Origin of the sequence: Photobacterium sp. TY1-4 (genome assembly GCF_025398175.1) — a bacterium.
Lineage (GTDB): Bacteria > Pseudomonadota > Gammaproteobacteria > Enterobacterales > Vibrionaceae > Photobacterium.
Map to the genome: position 1 here is coordinate 2,150,119 of NZ_CP099734.1, position 17,423 is coordinate 2,167,541.

A 17,423-nucleotide genomic window follows, 5' to 3' on the forward strand; every position below is an offset into this window, starting at 1 on the left:
ATATAAAGTGCGTATTAAAGCATTTATGAAAACGCACAATAACTCACCAACTGTATGACGTTGATAAGGGGATTATTCATGCTGGAACTCATCATTGGCCTCATCGTCGCCGGGATTGTCGGCCGGTATATATTCAAAGGTTATACGGCCACTGGCGTGCTGTTAACCGGTGGTATTCTGCTGCTCGCCATCAGTGCCGCAATGAACAAGGCCGTGCTGCCGGCGGATGTCGCATCCACCGGCAATGCGGTCACAGATGTATTTGAATATATTAAATATTTGCTGATGTACCGTGCCGGTGGCCTGGGCATGATGATCATGGTGTTGTGTGGTTTTGCCGCCTATATGACCAAGATCGGCGCCAACGACATGGTCGTAAAAATGGCATCCAAGCCACTGAGATTCATCAAATCCCCTTATGTCCTGATGGTCGCGGCTTACTTTGTCGCCTGCCTGATGTCGCTGGCGGTCTCCTCGGCAACCGGTCTGGGGGTGTTGCTGATGGCAACCCTGTTCCCGCTGATGGTGAACATGGGGATCAGCCGCGGTGCGGCCGCGGCGATTTGTGCCTCGCCGGCTGCCATTATCCTGTCTCCGACTTCCGGGGATGTGGTGATTGCTGCCGAGTCTTCCGGCATGGAACTGATTGATTTTGCGTTCAAGACCACCCTACCGATTTCCATCGTCGCGATTATCGCCATGGCGCTGGCACATTACTTCTGGCAACGTCACCTGGATCGGAAAGAAGGCATCAGCCACGAAACCCTGGAAGTCAAAGAAATCACCGTCGACGCGCCGAAATTCTTCTGCATTCTGCCGTTCACACCGATCATTGGGGTACTGCTGTTTAACGGTACACTGCTGCCCGAGCTGCATATTGTCACGATTCTGGTGATCTGCATGTTCCTGGCAGCCTTGATTGAACTCGTTCGCCATCGCCGTGCCAATGCTGTCTTTGACGGACTGGATGCGGCATATCACGGCATGGCCGAGGCCTTCTCCGGCGTCGTGATGCTGCTGATCGCCGCCGGGGTCTTTGCCCAGGGCCTGAAATCCGTCGGCTTCATCGACAACCTGTTACACCTGGCTGAAATGGCCGGAACCGGCGGCGTATTCCTGATGATCCTGCTGGTTGGGATCACTACCATTGCTGCCATTACCACCGGCTCCGGTAACGCCCCTTTCTATGCCTTTGTTGAACTGATCCCAAGCCTGGCAGCAAAAATGGGGATTAACCCGGCGTATCTGGTGATCCCGATGCTGCAAGCCTCAAATCTGGGCCGCACCGTTTCGCCGGTCTCCGGGGTTGTGGTCGCCTGCTCCGGCATGGCTCAGTTGTCGCCGTTTGAAGTGGTCAAACGCACCTCCGTGCCGGTGCTGGTCGGCGTGGTCGTGGTCATCCTTGCCACCCAGGTGATGGTTCCGGCATAACCGCCCCCCTTACTCTATCTGTCCGACCAAAGCCCACCACGTGTGGGCTTTCTTGTTCTGCATTTCACAATTTAATACCGCTGATTTATCGGAATATACTCACCTGCTTCAATCATTACGCCATCCAGTCGCCCATATCCAATTGAATTCTATCAAGACTTTAGTCGCACGGTAATTCCCCTGGGGAATTACCGTGTTACAATTGATTGCACCTATTCATATTCTATTAATAATTATATTGATTATGCGTCAATAGCTTGCGATTGAGGCAAAGGTATTTCAATGAACAATCAACGTCAAATCACCCAACACGAAATTAAACTCGCCCAAGCCGACCAACTGGTTACCACCACCGATTTACAAGGTGTGATCACCTATGCCAACGAGTCGTTTGTCGAAGTCAGCGGCTACTCGGCTAAAGAGCTGGTTGGCCAGCACCACAATATCATTCGCCATCCGGATATGCCGCCTCAGGCGTTCACCGATCTATGGCAACACCTGAAGGCCGAGCAGCCCTGGCGCGGGATGGTCAAAAACCGCTGTAAGGACGGCCGCTATTACTGGGTCGATGCCTATGTCACCCCGATCTACGAAAACAATCGCATTTCAGGCTATCAATCGGTGCGCAGAAAGCCGAGTGATGCCCTGATCCAAAAAGCCACTTCGGTTTATCAGCAGCTCAATCAACAAAGACAGCCGGCTACTTTATCACTTTCAGCCAACCTGAAGCTTGCCCTGGCCTTGCTCCTCTCTGTCCTGACCATTTTTCTCGGCCACTTGCTTCCGGATAGCCTTGGTGCCTACAGCGCCCTGGCCCCGTTGTGTTTTCTTAGCCTGATCTATCGTCAGGAGCTGTTCATCACCCCCAAATTCTGCGCCCGGCTGGCCAGTCAGTATGACAGCCTGACCCGAGTCATCTATAGCGGCAACGCCCAGGCGTCCATTGCTGATTTTCACCTCCAGCTGAATCGGGCCAAAATGCACACGGTTCTCGGCCGGGTCGAAGATACCGGCCATGCCCTGAAAGATGTCGCCAACGCCATGCAGGACGCCTCATCTTCCACCAAAGCTTCCATTGCTCAGCAGGATCAGGACACCCACACCATAGCCTCCGCGATTACCCAGTTGACGACCGTTTCGGGTGAAATCGCACAAAATACCCAGCTCACCGCTGATAAAGTCACAACGGCGCAAAATCAGTGTCAGGAAACCACCCGCGCGCTCAACGCGACCCAGACCACAATTCATGAATTGGCACAAGAAACCCGAGCATCAGCTGAAACCGCCCGCTCTCTGGCCAATATTTCCGCGCAAATTGAAACCATGATGATTGAAATTCAGGGCATTGCCGAGCAAACCAACCTGCTGGCGCTCAACGCAGCCATTGAAGCAGCACGGGCCGGAGAGCAAGGACGCGGTTTTGCGGTGGTTGCCGACGAAGTCCGGGCACTGTCGCAACGCACCCATGGTGCCACCGAAAAAATGCAGGTCAGCATTGGGGAAATTCAGGTTGCCTTGAACCAATGGCAAGCCCGAACCGGGCAGACCACAGAGAAAACCAACCTGTGCGTCGAGAGCACCGAAGCCACAGCGCAACGGATCCGCGATGTGTTTCGCATGATTGACGACATCGCCAGTATTTCTGCACAAATCGCCACAGCGGCTGAAGAGCAAGGACTGGTCTCAAAAGATATCTGCCAAAACATCACCCAAATTTCAGCATCTTCCAGCGAGAATCTGAACCAGGTGGAGAAGATTGAAGCTTCCTCCCGCCTGATGAATCAAAAGGTCCAGATGCTGGAAGGGTTGGCAAAATCCTTCGGCGAGTCCTAATCGCGCTGCCGCCCCTAAATCCGACGGCCACGCCGTCATCGACAGGGAGCCACCGGCTCCCTGTTTTTCACAGTCGTTTCACCCGAGCTGAGATGCCTCCCGCACAAACGCTCTTCCAGCGATCTGGCATCAGCGATTCATGATGCAACACATGGTGATTCCCATCACGCCTTGGCTTAATGCTGACTAAGCACCCAAGCGCAGCGAGTCAGCCCCGCCATCGCGCACGTGAACGGAGAAAACGATGTCCTCAGTCCCGCAGTCTAAAGCAGATTTAACCCTGGCAATCCAGACGATTTTTCCCAAGCTGATGGCCGATTACCGGTCTGTTCCGGCTCACCTGGCGCGTGAGCGAGGCGTCGAAGGCAATATCAAAGGCACCCATATCAGCGTCTGTGATACGCTGGCCTACCTGATTGGCTGGGGAAAGTTAGTGCTGAAATGGCATCGCCTCGTCGCACAAGGGCAGCCGGTGGATTTTCCGGAGACCGGTTACCAATGGAATCAGCTGGGATTACTCGCCACGCACTTTCATCAGCAGTATAGCGACTGGCCCTATGACGCGCTGCTCACCGAGCTTGAACTCACCGTCCATGAGATTTTGGCGCTGATCGCGGGCCTCAGCAATCATGACCTCTATGGAACCCCGTGGTACCAACAATGGACGTTGGGCCGGATGATTCAGTTCAACACATCCTCCCCCATGAAAAACATGCGGACCAAAGTCCGGCGGTTTAAGAAAGCCAATGGGGTGTGACCAAGATATCTCCGTCTTTCGCTACGGGAAAATGGCATCCCGGATGCTCCGGTTTCAGGACCGGAACGTGTCCGCCCGAAAATAGTCCAGGGTGAAATCAATAAACGCCCGGGTCCGCGCCGGGACATGCTGCCGGGTCGGATAGACCAGGTGCAAGTCCGCTCCCTCTGACACTTCGGGCGCGAAATCTTGCAGATAATCTTCCAGAAGCACCACCAGCCGACCGGATTGAACATCTTGCTCTACATCGACCCAGGATTTCAGAACGATCCCGTGCCCGTCGATTGCCCAGCGTTTGACCATCTCGCCATCGTTGGATAATCGGCTTGGTTGGATTGCCAGATGTTGCTTATCTTTCCCGGCGAAGAAGGTCCAGCGGGTCAGCTGCTCACCCGCCCGGAGCAACCCCAGACACTGATGCTGGTGTAAATCTTCCGGCACGGCCGGACGACCGTTTCGTTCAAGGTATCCCGGCGAAGCACAAAGCACCCGGCGGCTGGTCCGCAGACGACGCGACACCAGTTGGCTATCTTCCAGGTGACCATAGCGAAACACCACATCCAGGCGGCCGTCATGGATCGGCAAAATATCGTCACTGAGGATCAGGTGAGGCACCAGTGCCGGATGCCGTACCAGAAACCGATCCAGCATGGGGGCAACGACATTTTTCCCCAGATCGCGCGGTGCTGAGATACGCAGGTTCCCCCGCAGAACATCCTGCTGACTCATCATCTGATTTTCCATCTCAGCAATGTGCTGCAAGGTTGTTTTGCTCAGTTGATAAAACTGCTCCCCCTCATCGGTAAGATGCACCGTCCGGGTGGTCCGGTTGAGCAATTTAACACCGTAATGATGTTCAAGTGCCTTGAGTTTGGTCGACACCGATGCCGGGGACGTATTGAGATGCTTAGCCGCCGCAGCCAGGCCGTTATGCTCAACAATCGCTGCGAACAGGGCCATGCTGGCCAGTTTATCCATCATTCCCCCTTTGATTATTTGGATATTCTAAATAGTTAATTCGATTTCGGCCAGATTATCCCGATGCGCTTTTTCGCTATTGTTTCTTTAACCCAGGAGTAATCTGAATCGAGATATCTCGTTCTGACTTACTCTTTAGATTTTATGAACAATCGCTGCATGCCATCGGCACGCAGTCATTTTGGAGCACCTCACATGACCACGCGCACTTCCCCAACACGTATGACCTCAGCACGCTTTGCCACTAAACACTGTGCCCCGACACTTTTCGCCCCAACGAGCCTGCAAGGACTGCCTCTGGCCAACAGAGTGGTGATGGCGCCGATGACCCGCGCCCGTACCACGCAGCCGGGAAACATCCCCAATGCGATGATGGCGAACTACTATGCCCAGCGTGCCAGTGCCGGATTGATCATCACGGAAGCAACCCAGATTTCAGACGACAGCCAGGGCTACTCATTCACGCCTGGCGTGTATACCCCGGCGCAGGTTGAAGGCTGGCGACAAGTCACGCAAGCGGTCCACGATCAGGGCGGGCGGATTTTCAACCAACTGTGGCATGTCGGTCGCGTCTCCCACCCGACCTTTCAGCACGGCCAGGCGCCAATCGCCCCATCGGCGATCAAACCGATCGACACCCAGGTCTGGATTGCCAATGAAGATGGCGTGGGGCAGATGGTGGATTGTATCGAGCCTCGGGCGATGACCCAGGCCGACATTGAACATGTGATCGCTGATTTTGCCCAGGCAGCACACCAGGCGATCGCTGCCGGGTTTGACGGGGTGGAAATCCACGGCGGCAACGGCTATCTGATCGACCAGTTCCTGCGAACCAATTCCAACGTGCGTGACGATGCCTACGGCGGCAGCCGCGAAAACCGGATCCGATTCTTGCTTGAAGTAGTTGATGCGGTGATTGACGCCGTTGGCGCGGATAAAGTCGGCGTACGCCTGGCGCCATTTGTCACCTTCAAGGACATGGATTGCCCGGACATTGTACCGACGATTCTGGAAAGTGCCCGCCACTTGCAAGCCCGAAACGTAGCTTACCTGCACCTGTCGGAAGCCGACTGGGATGATGCGCCGACCATTCCGCTGAGCTTCCGCCAGGCGTTACGGGCAGTGTTCACCAATACCATCATCGTCGCCGGACGCTATGACACCGAGCGCGCCGAACACATCCTGACGCAGGGGCTGGCGGATCTGGTGGCCTTCGGCCGTCCCTTTGTCGCCAACCCGGATCTCGTTTCCCGGCTGAAACACCTGTACCCGCTGGCGGAATTGGATCCAACCACCTTATTCGGTGGCACGGAAAAAGGTTACAGCGATTACCCGGTTTATAGCGAAACGCCTCAGCCAACCGCTTGAACAATTCAATCAAACCCATTATCAGGAAGCATCCATGAAACTGTATATCTATGAACACTGCCCGTTTTGCGCCCGGGTCCGATACATCGCCGGTCGCCTCGGCGTCCCCCTGGACATTGAAGTCCTGGCTTATCATGATGAAGCCACTCCCACCCGATTGGTGGGCAAAAAAATCGTCCCGATCCTGCAGCTCGACGACGGCCGGTTGATGACCGAAAGTCTGGAAATCATCGACATGCTGATCAAACTGCATCTACCGGCACCTGCGGAGCTGACCCCATCCCCCGCCGTGCTGGCATGGCAACGCAGCGCATTTCCCTTGCTGCAAAAAATCGGTTATCCGCGCTGGCATCACCTCGCCCTGAAAGAGTTCGCGACCGCGCAAAGTCGCGCCAGCTGGCAAGCCCGCAAAGAAAGCCCTGAGCTCAATTTTATGGCGCTGATGACACAGACAACCACCATCGTCAACGAGCTGGAATCCCTGCTGGAACAGGCCACCGTGTTGCTCACCGAACGCGACAGCCTGCAACCCCAGGCGATGCTCGACAACGCGATCCTCTATTCCATCCTGCGTGGCTATGCCTGTGAGCCGTCGATCAACTGGCCACCCGCCCTGCACCGCTGGCTAAGGCAAAGTGCGGAGCTGAGTAGCGTCCCACTGGTAGCCTGAACTCAATTCGTATCCAACTAAAGCAGCCCCGATGTTGAACCATTCAGCATTGGGGTTGTTGGCGTTAGTCTATTCACCAACCGTAACCCGGGATTTACGAGACATGTTTTGCTTGCTTTCCACACCATCAGTCCACCAAAGGCGACTCTTCTGACGCACGGGTCAGATGAGGTCTCGCTCAATCACAATGCTGACTTTGTACGGATAACTTCAAGACAGATGATAGTGCTATTGTGATGTAATGGATTGAAAGTAAATATATTTTATGGTTACAGTACGACAAATATCCCGTGCAGTAGCTGCGTGAAACCAGGCATGCTGCACATTGGCTGTTAGTTTTTCGGAGGGAACTGTGTACAAATATCTATATGGAAAGTGGAAATATCTACAAGACTTAGTCGATGGAAGTGGTCAAATACGGCTATGCGATATAAGGCATTATGCTCGCCTAGAAAACGAAAATATGCAAGATGACGAAGAGATTAAGCACTTTGAGTTTACTCCCGAATCAATAAAAATTGCTTTTGCTGGAATAGAAGTAAATCCCGATGATCTAAATAGCTGTTCCTAATAGTAGATCTTTCAGGGAAGGGAACTCAGTCCAAATTGTGCGATCTGATCAGTTACCACACCAAATCATATCCACGCAGAGGACTGAGCAATGGCCATCATAGCACCGATTCCACGTCCGGAACGTCGAAGAATGCACAAAGCGATTCAATCAACAGCAGATAAAGGTTTTGCCCGTCGATTAATTGCACTTCTTGCCCTGCATGATGGTAAGTCTATCGTTGAAGTTCATGCCCTGACTGGTGCTGCTCGCTCCTCTATCGGACGCTGGATTAACTGGTTTACTGAGTGTGGTATGGACGGGTTGAAATCAATGGATACCGGCCGTCCACCGCTGTTACCCATGAATGAAATGCTTTCTATGTTAGTACTTCTGATTCAGCTATCACCACAGGATTTAGGATATCAGCGAAGCCGCTGGAGTACCGAGCTGCTGACACTGGAATTGAACAAATTGTTTCGTTCATCCGTTGCCGCCTCAACTGTCCGTCGCTGGTTACCTAAAGCTGGCATTGTTTGGCGACGAGCAGCGCCAACACTCTGTATCAGAGATCCGCATCGCACTGAAAAGATGGATAAAATCAATCAAGCCTTAGCCAATTGCTCTGCAAGACATCCTGTCTTTTACGAGGATGAAGTTGATATCAATTTAAACCCTAAAATCGGTGCTGATTGGGTGATGAAAGGCCAGCAAAAACGCGTCCCGACACCGGGAAAAAATGAAAAACACTATCTTGCGGGAGCGCTTCATTCGGCAACAGGCAAGGTGTTATATGTCAGCAGCTGTAGCAAAAACTCAGAGTTATTCATCGCGATGTTAGAGAAACTCAAGCGCCACTATCGTGGCGCAAAAACGATCACACTTATCCTGGATAACTACATCATTCATAAGAGCCGAAAAACACAAGCCTGGCTAAAACAAAATCCCAAGTTCATTTTGCGGTTTCAGCCTGTTTATTCGCCTTGGGTCAATGTTATCGAGCGGCTGTGGAATGCGCTGCATGAAACCATCACACGGAACCACAAATGTAGCTATATGTGGCAACTTCTTCGGCAGGTGAAGTTCTTCATGGACAACGTATCACCATTTCCAGGAGGCGGGCATGGGATTATCAAAATGTAGCACTATTAGGATCAGCTATTTAGCTGGTAATGTAAATGTTACAATGCCAGTACGAAACTGCTTATGTATCTGCTTCAGCAATAAGAAAAATGACCCCGAATTATTCGAGAAATTTGATGCTGACGTGTGTATAGAATTCAATGTTGAATATCTAATCGAATTCTTGAAATTTGTGTTTGAAAAGAGGCTTGGCGGTAAGGTTGTGGCTAGAAATGTCGAGTATTATGACAAAAACGCAGGCTTAGATTACTTGCCTTCAGAAGCTGCTGTATTTACAAAATCAATCAAATATAGACATGAAAGTGAGTATCGTATAGCAGTCTTTTTTCCATATGACGCAGAAACCTTTATTAATGTACCAGGTAAAGAAGCATTTCGAGCGTTTCAACGCTGCGGTTGTCCTGAGCAAGTCATCAAGGCTGGTAATTGTGGTTGTTACTTTGCGTTTTTACATAATGGGTTAAAGGATGGCTTTAAAAGCTATATCGGCGAAATTGAAAAACTAACAAAGTCGTAAACGCGGACAAAAACTTGTTGGCTGCTACACTTCGCTTCACATTTTAGCCAACAATTTTTGCCGGTTACAACGGCGTTAGGTCATAGGAGAAAAATTTGAGTAATACACCTAAATGGTTTGAAGTTGGTAGCCAGTTAATTGGCGAGGTATCTGGTGTAGCTATACAGCTGGCAGATCAATTGTCAGACTTGTCATTGGACAGTAAAACCTCGGTCCAATGTTCAGTTCTTCATTACGTTCAATGCTTAATGGCAAGTGCAGACGCAAATCGAGAGGGCAAACATGCAATAGCGTTAAGCTTAACTCGGCAAAGTGTCGAAGCGTTAACTTTAATTGAATGCGGCTTCTTAAAAGATCGAAGCCTTTCGTCAGAATTAGTTACGGCATGGGTCCAAGGTTCAAAAAGTTCGGGAGCAATCAGAAAAAGATTAAGTCAGAATGTTTGGCAACTTTATACTAAATCCTTGTGGTCACAAGGTTGGGGGGAATATTTTGGAGAGTTCTGTTCTTCAATACAACCGTATGCCCACTACTCTCGAGAATTGCAAGGGTGGCAACTTGAAGTGATCGATAATGCAACATTGGAAGACTGTGGCAGCATTACTCTGAATATGAAGTTCGGCTTTGATACTTATGATTCAAATAAAGCTACTAGAATCACGTTGATTCATATCTTGCTTAGTTGGACTCTGGGTAAAATCATTACAAATAACGTAAACCAACCTGAACTTGAGCACAAGTTAGGCGAATTGCAGCAAGCTTTAGAGGTTTGTCCTGAGTTAGGGAAAGGGCAACTTGATTGGGCTCAGCAGCTTTGGGCTTCTGAATTTACCAAGCCTCAAGAAATGGCCTAACAAACGACTATGGCGTCATCGGGAATCACTGCACTGAGGATGACAACCGTCTTCCTGACGCAGGACAATCCCCCCGGAAAAAACAGCAACACAAAACGCGACGGCGTCATTGAATGAGAAGAAGTCCATGCCATCCGTTAGACTGAGAAGTAACAGCCACCACAGTTGAGGTCGTCCCTTTATGCTTTTTCCTAAAATAGGCAGTCTTTCTATCGTACTGTCCATCCTGTTAACGGGATGTGCGACTTCTCCACATGGTTCATTTGCGGCGATCAGTTACGTTGATAAGGGCGCAGTCATAGACTGGAACTTAAGCATTAAGTTTCTTGTAAATGCCATCCAAGCTACTGTCCTGCCTAGATTTTCTTTGCTTCGATTTAACAGCGTTCTTCGATATATATTGAATGGCCCAATTCAGGCGGACCGTTATTTCTGACCAAGCTTGATGGATTAATGCCTCCAAAATCGGAAGTAACCAGACATCCACGTTTTTGGCTGCCTTGAGAAGGGAGACTGTTGGCAGTATTTGCACCGCGAGACTGCGCCTGACTATCAGCGCTAGCAGGCTGGCCCAAATAAGGCCTTCAACTATCGCTTTTTGCCCTGTCCCAAAACGCTTCCAGTTGGTATGTGATTTCAACTCCTTGAATAGTAGTTCGACCTGCCAACGACAGCGATACACGGCCATCACGTCATCTGCCGTGAACTCTGATATCGGTAGGTTGGTCAACCATATACAGTAGCGCTTTTCCTCGGCGAACCACCGCCTTATCAGGCGAAACTTGAATCTGCCACGTTGGCAGGTCAAGTCGAGCACCTCGGAACGATTGTTCTTCCGGGTGATATCTCTGAGCTTTCTGCCTGCCAACTTCGGCAAAAGTCGGCCTTTGCCATTGCGGGCCTCAACGATGAGGGGGTTGAGCGATTTTCCGCCCCGGACCACGAACGCTCCTCCATGTTCTGTAAGCGCCTCGAAATAGTCGAAATCTACGTAACCGGCATCGGCCAACAGAAGCTTGTTACTAAGTGACTGGGGCTCAGGCAGGAAACCACGCTCTGAGGCTGTGTCAGCCGTGACTGACATTGCGGTGGGAGACTGGCTGGATAGTGACATGGTCATATGGCATTCAACCGCCGCTTTGGATTGTCTAAACCGGCTCGGAAATACCCCGGCCAAGTCTGGATGTACGGCAAACGAGCTGCCATCCTGCAGCAACACTTCATCGAACAGTGCGAGCTTTTTCGGTAGCGAGTGGGACGCCTTCTCGACAAACTGGATCATGGCGAACTTGACCAGCTCCTTCATGAAGTCGGCAAAAGAATCTTTGCGTAGTTGGTTATGGAAAGGTTTGTATGCCACATTGTCATTTTCACTCAGGCACATACCATTGAACTGGCGATGGAGGTCAGCGATGGCGGTACAGTTCCCCTTACTCAGTGCGGCGAGTAGGCTCAGTACCAGCGATTGTGGCTGAATAGCCCTTTTCCGCTGGATAAATCCGCAACGTTTAGCAGTTCTGCCAAGAAAATCAGCATTAAAGAATTGCGCTAACTGGTCTTTCAGAGAGATAATCGTCATCGGCTTCATGGTTGATTTAGAGGGTTTGTTTGGCGACGACTATCTGATCATAAATGAAGCCTTTTTTCTATCTAAAATATAGAGTTAGCGCTTAAGATCCTATCTATGAGGGCGCAGTAAAAAGCTCCAACGCAATCGGCCCAGTGAGGGGGGAAAGCTGTCAAACGAGAGTTCTGTATTTGTTTCCCGTGGGCCCGGCAACGTCAACCAGCGAGGCGAGGCAATCCAAGCAGCCAAGAAGCAACATATGGGGACAAACTATATTGCGGATATCTCGATAGACGATCGAACAAACTGGAAATTCGGATATTCAGTACAATGCATAACCGTCGATGCCATTGCTTATTGAGAGTTAGCTCTATTGCCTCGCTGGTAAGTCACCAATAATCGGTGATTTTATCTACAAAAATCTTGATGAATTTCTATCTTTCTTCGGTGCGAGACCTTAACCACAAAGTGTTTAAGGTCTTGTTGACAAGCAGCAACGAAACCGCTCCCCCAACCATAGAAATTGATGTTTTCCCGCCTGAACATGGTAAACTCATGCCCCTTTTGAGATGAGCGCTCGGTTGGCGGAAATCCCAACAACCGAAGCGATGAAAATCGCGCCTGTCGTACCGGCAGACCTGAACATCAGCGGTCTAGCAGCGACTTGTGGCAGTCCCGGCTAGAAAGCCGGGGCAAACCCGCCATACTGAAAGCTGGCCGGATGTTCTCTGCAGGGGCAATTTCCGACATACGCCAATCAACAGGGGCATTCACATGCAACAGCAATTGACAATATCCGGGTGTTTGGGTGAGTGAGCACACCCAACGCAGCGACACCGCTGCCCCTACAAGAAGGCAAGAATGCCCCCAATATGCCCCTAACATAAATGAAGTAACTGTAAGCAAATGATTTCAAACAAAATTAACGAGTACCCAAAATACTGGGCCGAATGTTACGGCACAGCGCCGTTCCTGCCGACCACGCGTGCAGAAATGGACGCCCTCGGCTGGGACAGCTGTGACATCATTATTGTGACGGGCGATGCCTATGTCGACCATCCGAGCTTCGGCATGGCCGTGATCGGCCGGGTGCTGGAAGCCCAGGGGTTTCGGGTCGGGATCATTGCCCAGCCGGAGTGGCATAATAAAGACGCCTTCATGGAACTGGGGCAGCCAAACCTGTTCTTCGGCATCACCGCCGGCAACATGGACTCCATGATCAACCGCTATACTGCGGACCGTAAGCTGCGCCACGACGATGCCTATACGCCGAATAACGAAGGCGGCAAGCGTCCGGATCGGGCCGTGCTGGTGTACTCGCAGCGCTGCCGCGAAGCCTACAAAGACACCCCGATTGTACTGGGCGGGATTGAAGCCAGCCTGCGCCGCCTGGCCCATTACGACTACTGGTCGGATAAAGTCCGTCGCTCGGTGCTGTTTGACGCCAAGGGCGATATTCTGCTGTTCGGCAACGCCGAGCGTGCCCTGGTGGAAGTGGCCCACCGCCTGGCCGGTGGTGAAGATATTACCACCATGACTGACATTGCCGGTACGGCGGTAATCCTGAAAGAACGCCCGGAAGGCTATAAGGAAATTGATTCCAGTCGGATCGAAAAACCGGGTAAAGCGATGCCAATGCCAAACCCGTATGCGACAGAGGAGACCTGTGCGACCACCAAAAAAGCACAGGCTGAGGAGGCTGCCAAACCAATCACCATTCAGCCCTCGCGCCACGACTCGAAAACCACGGCGGTTCGCCTGCCGTCGTTTGAAAAACTGCGTAACGACCGCATCCTGTATGCCCACGCCAGCCGGATCATGCACCTGGAAGCGAACCCGTATTCTGCGCGTGCCCTTATCCAGCAGCACGGTGATCGAGAACTGTGGGTCAACAAGCCGCCGATCCCGCTGACCACCGAAGAGATGGACTTCGTGTTTGGCCTGTCATACGCCCGGGTGCCGCATCCAAAGTACGGCAAAGCCAAGATCCCGGCGTATGACATGATCAAAACCAGTGTCAATATTATGCGTGGCTGTTTCGGCGGTTGTTCGTTCTGTTCAATCACCGAGCACGAAGGCCGGATCATCCAGAACCGCTCGCATGAGTCGATCCTGAGCGAGCTGGAAGATATTCGTGACAAGGTGCCAGGCTTCACCGGGACCATTTCAGATCTGGGTGGCCCGACCGCTAACATGTACCGTCTGGGTTGTTCGGATCCAAAAGCGGAAGTGAACTGTCGCCGTCCGTCCTGTATCTTCCCGGAGATCTGTAAGAAGCTGGATACCGACCACAAACACACCATCGATCTGTACCGTAAAGCGCGCAACGTCGACGGCATCAAGAAGATCCAGATCGCGTCCGGAGTTCGTTATGACCTGGCAATTGAGTCTCCGGAGTATATCCGTGAGCTGGTGACCCACCACGTGGGCGGTTACCTGAAGATTGCGCCGGAGCATACCGAGAAAGGCACCCTGGATCTGATGATGAAGCCGGGCATGGGCACTTATGACCGCTTCAAAGAGCTGTTTGAAAAATACAGCGCTGAAGCCGGTAAGAAGCAGTACCTGATCCCGTACTTTATCTCAGCGCACCCGGGCTCAACTGATGACGACATGCTGAACCTGGCGCTGTGGCTGAAGAAAAACGACTTCCAGTGTGATCAGGTTCAGAACTTCTACCCGTCACCGATGTGTAACGCTACCGCGATGTATCACTCGGAGACCAACCCGCTGAAGCGCGTGAAGTACAAAAAGCGTGAAGATCTGTTTGTGGCCAAGGGCGAGCGTCAGCGCCGACTGCATAAAGCCTTGCTGCGCTATCATGATCCGGCCAACTGGCCGCTGATCCGCGAAGCGCTGGTCAGCATGGGCAAGAAGCACCTGATTGGTGACAAGCCACACTGTCTGGTGCCGGAAGCCGGCAGCGATGCCGAACTGACTCCGGCTCAGCGCCGCGGCTCCAGTCGCCACGGTGCCAAGCGTTTTGCAACCAAACACCCGAACCAGCCGGATATCCGTAAAGATGGTCAAGGGAAGTCAAATGGCCGTCCCGGAAATTCATCCCGTGGCACGCAAGGAAAAGCCAACACAGCCAAAGGCAACGGCAAAGCGCAAAGCCCATCCAACCGCCCTGCCCGCCCGGGAAAACCGGCCGGCCAGCGCCAGAACGGTAAACCGGCCCGCAGCCGTTCCGCGGCCCGCTAAACCTTTCGCCAGAACGTGATAAAACACAAAGCCCGCACGAAGCGGGCTTTGTTTTATGCCGAATGGACCCAGGCTAGTCAGCGCATCAGCTCAATCGCCATCAGGTACGCCACCGCACCAGCAATCACGACACCCAAGACAATCAGCAGCTTTTTCTGACGGCGCTCATCTAAGTATTTCGTCGCCAGATAAGCCAGCAACAATAAAACCCCGATCACCGCGAATTTCAGCATGAGTTCACTCCTATGCCGTCAAATGAAGCTGCCCGTCCGGGCCGTTAAATTTCAAACATCTGGTATGGTTTCAGTTCCGGAACCACCCGATGCAGCTGCTGTTCTTCTTCGGCCAGTCCTTTGATCGAATCACAGACTTCCCCGGCTTTCTCTGCCACTTCACCGGAACGTTCACGTACTTTCGCTTCAATAGCCGCTTTCATTTCACCAAACTGCTGCTGGAGCTCAGAAAAGCTGATTTCACCGTTTTTCATTTTCTCGGTCAGGGCAGAAAACAGATTCGACATCGACTCCACACTCACATGCTTCATCGCCTGCTCAAATTCCTGACGCCAGTCGGTGTCTGCCGTTTCAAAAATGTTGGCCGGCATAACAAACTCCCCTTCCGGGTAAAATTTATCATGGGCCTTCTGGCTGTAATCCGCAATCAGGGTTTTTACCCCAGCAAAAGACTCGCCGGAATCAAACCGGGACGCCACTTCATTCATAATCTCTGACGCAATCCCGACGCCATCGTCTGCAAGATCAGCCACTTGCGGTAAGTAAGTCTTCACTGCCTGACTATAGGCTTCCACCGCCTGCTGCTGAACCGTATTCAATTCTAACTGTTTGCCGTCTACAAAGACCTGGTTCTGCGCATCGATCCACATTTTGGCCTGACCGCCCTGATAGACCGACACCTGATCATCCGCAATATGGATATCGTGCTGGACATCAACCGGACAGGTTTTGGCAAAAGCAGCGTTTGCACTCAACAGGATAGCCGCTGCCAGGGCTGTTTTCATCATCGACTTTTTCAATGGATTTGCTCTCAACTTCGACAAGTTACCCTGCTAACTGTCACATGTTTTCCCTGCCGCGACAAGAGCCTACAAAATTTCCTTACAACATCCTGACCGACTTGTATTTCGACCGATTCACAGGCACTCTTGCTGAGTTTATTCATTTACCTGCCGAGTTCCCGTGGAAAAAGTCGCTATTTTCGTCGATGTACAAAACATCTACTACACCGTGAAAGATACTTATGGCTGTAACTTTGATTACAACGCCTTTTGGGCTGAAGCGACGCAAGGACGAGAAGTCGTTGCCGCGTATGCCTATGCCATCCACCGGGGCGATGAAAAGCAGCGGCAGTTTCAGAATATCCTGCGTGGTATTGGCTTCGAGGTGAAGCTCAAACCTTTTATTCAACGCAGCGACGGCTCGGCGAAAGGCGACTGGGATGTCGGGATCACGTTAGATGTCATTGAGCATGCGCCGGAAGTCGATCGGGTGATTCTACTCTCCGGCGACGGGGATTTTGATTTACTGGTCGATAAAGTGCGTTCGCGCTACCAGGCGGATGTTGAGATCTATGGCGTGCCGGCGCTCACCGCCAGCTCGCTGATTGATGCCGCCAGCCATTTTCGGGAAATCGAGCATACCCTGTTGCTTAACCGCAAGTAATTCAAATTCACTCCACCCCACTGTTGGCCAGCTTGCCGGTCTGTGACTGACCGGCAACAGCACCACGCAAATCACCCAGTGCGCCATAGACCATTCGCAACGGCACAATCACAAAGTAAATCGACGCCACCACCACCATCACCGGATCAGCGTAGACCGCATACTCCGCCCAAGGCGTGAAACGCATCACCGATGCCAGAATAAAGCCAATCATCACCGCACCGCTGATCACCGTATCCATCAGCCACTGGTTAATCTCAGCAGTCACTAAACCCGACCGGATCTTTTTCCCCTGCGTGGCCATCACCCACATGGTTGCGAGACAGCCAAGCACATTCACCACCCCAAACAGCAGGGCCAGTCCGGCATCCACCTCCCGGCCGCCATGAAGGATCGCCACCACCGCAGAGCTGAATGACAAGCAACACATCACGGTAATCACAATGCCTTTCAACGCAATCACCGCGGGTTCAATTATCGCAACGCGCTCCGGCTGCGCGGCGACCGCCGGGTTGCGGATATACGCCGCTGCAGCCAGGGATACCAGGGTTAATGCCAGGCTGATGAAGGAATAAGCACCGTCGAAAACGATCACTAACGACCCCATCCACAGCCCAAGGCCAATCCCCATCAGGGCAAACATCAAGGAGGAAAATGTGGAGAACTGAAGTAACCGGCGTTCTAATTGTATATTGGTCAACATAACTACCTCTGACAAACCGACATATTTTTCGTCGGATATCTCGAATCTGATCACACAGCCGTAAGGTTACCTGATGATAGTTGGTTGCTATAATCACTGAGCGACAACTTTTTCGTCGCTAAAGCCAATAAATTTTATTCATGACACGAATCATCTAAGCGGAGCCAAT

Annotated in this window: 16 protein-coding genes; 11 read left to right on the plus strand and 5 right to left on the minus strand. The window is 51.8% G+C overall.

Annotation, left to right across the window (positions count from 1 at the left end):
• Positions 1–78 precede the first annotated feature (78 nt).
• The 3 genes from dcuC (at position 79) to NH461_RS10090 (ending at position 4,021) form a co-directional block, all read left to right on the plus strand.
• The gene (gene dcuC, locus NH461_RS10080) at positions 79–1,431 is read left to right on the plus strand and encodes an anaerobic C4-dicarboxylate transporter DcuC (protein ID WP_261600228.1); all 1,353 of its coding nucleotides are present in this window, start codon (positions 79–81) and stop codon (positions 1,429–1,431) included.
• Positions 1,432–1,713: 282 nt separating this feature from the next.
• The gene (locus tag NH461_RS10085; protein ID WP_261600229.1) at positions 1,714–3,264 is read left to right on the plus strand and encodes a methyl-accepting chemotaxis protein; all 1,551 of its coding nucleotides are present in this window, start codon (positions 1,714–1,716) and stop codon (positions 3,262–3,264) included.
• A 244-nt stretch (positions 3,265–3,508) separates the two neighbouring features.
• On the plus strand, positions 3,509–4,021 hold the full coding sequence (locus tag NH461_RS10090; protein WP_261600230.1) for a ClbS/DfsB family four-helix bundle protein: 513 nt from the start codon (positions 3,509–3,511) through the stop codon (positions 4,019–4,021).
• Positions 4,022–4,075: 54 nt separating this feature from the next.
• On the opposite strand, the gene NH461_RS10095 is transcribed toward NH461_RS10090, so the two are convergent.
• Positions 4,076–5,002, minus strand: coding sequence for a LysR family transcriptional regulator (locus NH461_RS10095; protein ID WP_261600231.1), 927 nt, complete (start codon positions 5,000–5,002; stop codon positions 4,076–4,078).
• A gap of 219 nt (positions 5,003–5,221) precedes the next feature.
• On the opposite strand from NH461_RS10095, the gene NH461_RS10100 reads away from it, so the two are divergent.
• The 6 genes from NH461_RS10100 to NH461_RS10125 all read left to right on the plus strand — a co-directional run bounded on the left by NH461_RS10100 (position 5,222) and on the right by NH461_RS10125 (position 10,101).
• On the plus strand, positions 5,222–6,367 hold the full coding sequence (locus NH461_RS10100) for an alkene reductase (RefSeq protein WP_261602880.1): 1,146 nt from the start codon (positions 5,222–5,224) through the stop codon (positions 6,365–6,367).
• 34 nt (positions 6,368–6,401) lie between these two features.
• Positions 6,402–7,037, plus strand: a complete 636-nt coding sequence (gene grxB, locus NH461_RS10105) for a glutaredoxin 2 (protein ID WP_261600232.1) — start codon at positions 6,402–6,404, stop codon at positions 7,035–7,037.
• A 352-nt stretch (positions 7,038–7,389) separates the two neighbouring features.
• Positions 7,390–7,608 carry a hypothetical protein gene (locus NH461_RS10110; protein ID WP_261600233.1) on the plus strand — a complete coding sequence of 73 codons (219 nt, stop codon included), beginning with the start codon at positions 7,390–7,392 and terminating at the stop codon, positions 7,606–7,608.
• A 90-nt stretch (positions 7,609–7,698) separates the two neighbouring features.
• Positions 7,699–8,730 (plus strand): IS630 family transposase, encoded by a 1,032-nt coding sequence (locus tag NH461_RS10115; RefSeq protein WP_261600234.1) that lies wholly within the window; start codon positions 7,699–7,701, stop codon positions 8,728–8,730.
• Complete coding sequence (locus NH461_RS10120; protein ID WP_261600235.1) at positions 8,711–9,247, plus strand: hypothetical protein; 537 nt, start codon at positions 8,711–8,713, stop codon at positions 9,245–9,247. The genes NH461_RS10115 and NH461_RS10120 overlap by 20 nt, the downstream gene beginning before the upstream one ends.
• Positions 9,248–9,342: 95 nt before the next feature.
• Entirely contained in the window at positions 9,343–10,101 is a 759-nt protein-coding gene (locus NH461_RS10125) for a hypothetical protein (protein WP_261600236.1), read from the plus strand.
• Positions 10,102–10,411: 310 nt separating this feature from the next.
• Here NH461_RS10125 and NH461_RS10130 read toward each other — a convergent pair whose 3' ends face one another.
• A complete protein-coding gene (locus NH461_RS10130; RefSeq protein ID WP_261600237.1) occupies positions 10,412–11,680 on the minus strand; it encodes an IS4 family transposase in 1,269 nt (422 codons plus the stop codon).
• Between the two features lie 894 nt (positions 11,681–12,574).
• Here NH461_RS10130 and NH461_RS10135 point away from each other — a divergent pair.
• Complete coding sequence (locus tag NH461_RS10135) at positions 12,575–14,872, plus strand: YgiQ family radical SAM protein (RefSeq protein ID WP_261600238.1); 2,298 nt, start codon at positions 12,575–12,577, stop codon at positions 14,870–14,872.
• 77 nt (positions 14,873–14,949) lie between these two features.
• Here NH461_RS10135 and NH461_RS10140 read toward each other — a convergent pair whose 3' ends face one another.
• Entirely contained in the window at positions 14,950–15,105 is a 156-nt protein-coding gene (locus tag NH461_RS10140) for a hypothetical protein (protein WP_261600239.1), read from the minus strand.
• 44 nt (positions 15,106–15,149) lie between these two features.
• Positions 15,150–15,893, minus strand: a complete 744-nt coding sequence (locus NH461_RS10145) for a YggN family protein (protein ID WP_261600240.1) — start codon at positions 15,891–15,893, stop codon at positions 15,150–15,152.
• Positions 15,894–16,068: 175 nt separating this feature from the next.
• On the opposite strand from NH461_RS10145, the gene NH461_RS10150 reads away from it, so the two are divergent.
• The gene (locus NH461_RS10150) at positions 16,069–16,551 is read left to right on the plus strand and encodes an NYN domain-containing protein (protein ID WP_261600241.1); all 483 of its coding nucleotides are present in this window, start codon (positions 16,069–16,071) and stop codon (positions 16,549–16,551) included.
• A 7-nt stretch (positions 16,552–16,558) separates the two neighbouring features.
• Here the strand turns inward: NH461_RS10150 and NH461_RS10155 are convergent, their stop codons facing one another.
• On the minus strand, positions 16,559–17,254 hold the full coding sequence (locus tag NH461_RS10155; protein WP_261600242.1) for a cation transporter: 696 nt from the start codon (positions 17,252–17,254) through the stop codon (positions 16,559–16,561).
• Positions 17,255–17,423: the final 169 nt, after the last annotated feature.

What these genes read in the sequence shown, in the direction of transcription:
- dcuC (WP_261600228.1), top strand. Translation starts at nt 79, where the DNA reads ATGCTGGAACTCATCATTGGCCTCATCGTCGCCGGGATTGTCGGCCGG.
- NH461_RS10085 (WP_261600229.1), top strand. Translation starts at nt 1,714, where the DNA reads ATGAACAATCAACGTCAAATCACCCAACACGAAATTAAACTCGCCCAA.
- NH461_RS10090 (WP_261600230.1), top strand. Translation starts at nt 3,509, where the DNA reads ATGTCCTCAGTCCCGCAGTCTAAAGCAGATTTAACCCTGGCAATCCAG.
- NH461_RS10095 (WP_261600231.1), bottom strand. Translation starts at nt 5,002, where the DNA reads ATGATGGATAAACTGGCCAGCATGGCCCTGTTCGCAGCGATTGTTGAG.
- NH461_RS10100 (WP_261602880.1), top strand. Translation starts at nt 5,222, where the DNA reads ATGACCTCAGCACGCTTTGCCACTAAACACTGTGCCCCGACACTTTTC.
- grxB (WP_261600232.1), top strand. Translation starts at nt 6,402, where the DNA reads ATGAAACTGTATATCTATGAACACTGCCCGTTTTGCGCCCGGGTCCGA.
- NH461_RS10115 (WP_261600234.1), top strand. Translation starts at nt 7,699, where the DNA reads ATGGCCATCATAGCACCGATTCCACGTCCGGAACGTCGAAGAATGCAC.
- NH461_RS10120 (WP_261600235.1), top strand. Translation starts at nt 8,711, where the DNA reads ATGGGATTATCAAAATGTAGCACTATTAGGATCAGCTATTTAGCTGGT.
- NH461_RS10130 (WP_261600237.1), bottom strand. Translation starts at nt 11,680, where the DNA reads ATGACGATTATCTCTCTGAAAGACCAGTTAGCGCAATTCTTTAATGCT.
- NH461_RS10135 (WP_261600238.1), top strand. Translation starts at nt 12,575, where the DNA reads ATGATTTCAAACAAAATTAACGAGTACCCAAAATACTGGGCCGAATGT.
- NH461_RS10140 (WP_261600239.1), bottom strand. Translation starts at nt 15,105, where the DNA reads ATGCTGAAATTCGCGGTGATCGGGGTTTTATTGTTGCTGGCTTATCTG.
- NH461_RS10145 (WP_261600240.1), bottom strand. Translation starts at nt 15,893, where the DNA reads ATGATGAAAACAGCCCTGGCAGCGGCTATCCTGTTGAGTGCAAACGCT.
- NH461_RS10155 (WP_261600242.1), bottom strand. Translation starts at nt 17,254, where the DNA reads ATGTTGACCAATATACAATTAGAACGCCGGTTACTTCAGTTCTCCACA.